We start from the raw sequence: 3,433 nt of genomic DNA on the forward strand, positions 1-3,433 counted from the left end.
CACCCAACGGTCACAAACGCCCCGGTCCAGCCGACCACGGACAGCAACCCCAAAGGGGCGCGGGGAACTGCGCTACCAGCCACGATGGCGCCGCAGCCGACCGACGGCACATACACGGCCCCACCCAGCGGAGCGCTTACGCCAACAGCCCCCGCAGCGGGAACACCGCCCCGCGGGTCGCCCGTACGGCCTGGTCCAGACGGTCTGCCGGGTCGTACCCCGACTCCCAGTCGGCCCACGACACGGGCCAGCGGCCGTCGGTCATCCGCATCGGCCCCAACTGCCGCGTACGGGCGTAGACATGCTGCCGCCACCCCTCGGGGATCACCGTCTCCGGCGCCACCGGCCGCCCCGCCGCGATCCCCACCAGATGCGTCCACGAGCGCGGCACGACGCCCACCACCTCGTACCCGCCCCCGCCGAGCGCGATCCACCGGCCGCCCGCGTGCTCGTGCGCCAGCTCATGGCACGCCAGTTGCACCGCCCGCTGCGCGTCGAGCGAGACCGCCAGATGGGCCAGTGGATCCTCGAAGTGCGTATCGGCCCCGTGCTGCGTCACCAGCACCTCGGGCCGGAAGTCGGCGAGCAGCTCCGGCACCACGGCATGGAACGCCCGCAGCCACCCCGCGTCCCCGGTACCGGCCGGCAGCGGCAGGTTCACCGCGGACCCCGCCGCCGACTCCGCCCCGGTCTCCTGCGGCCACCCGGTCTGCGGGAACAGCGTCCGGGGGTGCTCGTGCAGCGAGATCGTCAGGACCCGCGGATCCTCCCAGAACGCCGCCTGCACCCCGTCCCCGTGGTGCACGTCCACGTCCACGTACCCGACCCGCTCGGCCCCCAGCTCCAGCAGCCGGGCGATCGCCAGCGCGGCGTCGTTGTAGATGCAGAACCCCGACGCGGCCCCCGGCATCGCGTGGTGCAGCCCGCCCGCGAAGTTCACCGCGTGCAGCGCGTCCCCGTGCCACACCGCCTCCGCGGCCGCCACCGACTGCCCCGCGATCAGCGCGGACACCTCGTGCATCCCGGCGAACGCGGGATCGTCCACCGTCCCCAGACCGTACGAACCGTCCGCCGACCCGGGATCCGCCGAGGCCGCCTTCACCGCCTCGATGTAGTCCTCCCGGTGGACCAGCCGCAGCGTGGAGTCCCCCGCCGACTTCGCCGCGACGACCTGCACCGCGCGATCGAGCCCAAGGGCACCCACCAGTCTCCGGGTCAGCTCCAGCCGGACCGGGTCCATCGGATGGCCCGCGCCGAAGTCATAGCCCGTTACCGCCTCGTCCCACATCAGCTGTGCGCGGCCGCTCATGCTCGCCACCGTATCGGTCCGCCCGGACCTCGAACGAGCGGGCGTACACCACCGTCACCAGCACCAACACCATCGGCACAAGCATCGCCCCGCGGTAGCCCCAGGCGTCCCCGAGCGCCCCCACCAACGGCGAACCGATCAGAAAACCCACGTAGTTGAAGATATTGAGCCGGGCGATCGCCGCGTCCGAGGCCCCCGGGAACAGCCGCCCGGCCGCCGCGAACGTCTGCGGCACCAGCACGCACAGACCCAGCCCCAGCAGAGTGAATCCGAGCATCCCGGCCCACGCGCCCGGCGCGGCCGACACCACCGCGAACCCGGCCGCCGCCACCAGCGACCCCAGCCGTACGACCGCCACCGCCCCGAACCGCCGCACCCCGAAGTCCCCCACGGCCCGGCCCACCAGCGTGGTCACCATGTACACGTTGTACGGAACCGTCGCCAGCTGCTCCGAACTCCCCAGCACATCCTTCAGGTACTTGGCGCTCCAGTTGGAGACGGTCGAGTCCCCGATGTACGCGAAGGTCATCACCAGACACAGCGGAAGCAGCGCCCTGAAGACGACACCCCCACCGTCCGCTCCGCCTTTCCCGACTTTCCCGTCCTTCTCGCCCGGCCCGCCCGACTCGCCCGACTCGCCCATCTCGTCTGCCGTGGGAGCCGGTTGGCCGTCCACGTACCACCGGCTTCCCACCAGGACCGCCGGCAGCAGCACGGCCACCACCGGCAGATACGACACCCACAGCGCCAGCGTCCAGTGCGCCCCGGCCCAGGCCAGCGAGGCCCCCACGATCCCGCCCAGGCTGTACACGGCATGGAAACTGAGCATGATGCTGCGCCCGTACGCCCGTTGCAGGCTCACCCCGAGCATGTTCATCGAGGCGTCCAGCGCGCCGACGGCCAGTCCGAACGCCGCGAGCGCCATGGCCAGCGCGGCCAGTTCACGGCCGGCGCCGACCCCGAGCAGCGCCAGCAGCACCACGGGCTGGGACCAGCGCAGCACACGGCTGGGCCGGACGCGCTTCACCAACTGCTCGGTGGTCACACTGCCGACCCCGGCGAGGACCGGTACGGCGGCCAGGAAGACGGGCAGCAGGGCATCTGAGACGCCGTACCGGTCCTGAATGGCCGGAATGCGGGTCACGAGGAGGGCGAACGCGGCGCCCTGGGCGAAGAAGCCGAACGCCAACGAGGCCCTGCCGCGCCGCAGCTCATCTGTCATGGCCGCGAGCGTAGGGCCCCGGGATACCCATGGGTAGATCCAGCCAAAGATGAATTCCCCTCACCTTTCGGTGATGAGCGTCACGGCCATGGGACCGACGGCTTCATATCAGCAGGTCGGCCAACTCCCGCATGTCGGAAAAGAGTTGCCGGGCGCCGGACAGCTTCTCCGGTGGCGTCATGCCGGTGAACCCGCACACATCCATCCCGGCCGCGACGGCCGCCCGCACACCCAGCGGGCTGTCTTCCACAACAACACACCGCGCGGGAGCGACCCCCATCCGCTCGGCGGCGTACAGGAACAGATCCGGCGCCGGCTTCCCGCGCCCCACGTCCTGAGCACTGAAGATCCTGGAGTCCTCGAACCACCGGTCGACCCCGGTCGTCCGATGCCCCACCCGGATCCGCTCATGGCTCCCGGAAGACGCCACACAGTACGGCACCCCGTCCGCGACCAGCTTCTCCAGCACACCGACGATCCCGCTCACCGGCTTCAACTCCCGCTCGAACGCGGCGAACACACGCGCATGGAAGAGGTCGTCGAAGTCGTCCGGCAGCCGCTGCCCGGTCCGTTCCGCCACCAGATCGTGCACGCGATGCATGGCGGCGCCCATGTAGTCACGCAGGGAGTCCTCGTAGGAGGTCGGATGGCCCAGTTCGGTGAGATGGGCGGCGAGCAACCGGTTGGAGATGGGCTCGCTGTCCACGAGCACCCCGTCGTTGTCGAAGATGACCAGGTCATAGCGCATACCTCGACCCTAAACGCAGAAGACCCCGCATCATAACGATGCGGGGTCTTCTTCAATTTTAGTTCGGCGGTGTCCTACTCTCCCACAGGGTCCCCCCTGCAGTACCATCGGCGCTGTAAGGCTTAGCTTCCGGGTTCGGAATGTAACCGGGCGT

Annotated in this window: 3 protein-coding genes and 1 rRNA gene; all 4 read right to left on the reverse strand. The window is 70.2% G+C overall.

Annotated elements, in window-relative coordinates; genetic code table 11:
• Positions 1-136: 136 nt before the first annotated feature.
• Positions 137-1,309 carry an acetoin utilization protein AcuC gene (locus ACWEKM_RS16840; protein ID WP_451621928.1) on the reverse strand — a complete coding sequence of 391 codons (1,173 nt, stop codon included), beginning with the start codon at positions 1,307-1,309 and terminating at the stop codon, positions 137-139.
• Positions 1,260-2,531, reverse strand: a complete 1,272-nt coding sequence (locus ACWEKM_RS16845) for an MFS transporter (protein ID WP_451621929.1) — start codon at positions 2,529-2,531, stop codon at positions 1,260-1,262. Before ACWEKM_RS16845 ends, ACWEKM_RS16840 begins: the two co-directional genes overlap by 50 nt.
• A 103-nt stretch (positions 2,532-2,634) precedes the next feature.
• Positions 2,635-3,279: an HAD family hydrolase gene (locus tag ACWEKM_RS16850; protein ID WP_451621930.1), complete on the reverse strand. Its 645-nt coding sequence runs from the start codon at positions 3,277-3,279 to the stop codon at positions 2,635-2,637.
• A 61-nt stretch (positions 3,280-3,340) separates the two neighbouring features.
• Positions 3,341-3,433: ribosomal RNA gene (gene rrf, locus ACWEKM_RS16855) — 5S ribosomal RNA — on the reverse strand; the annotation flags it as partial.

The organism is Streptomyces sp. NPDC004752, assembly GCF_053601275.1.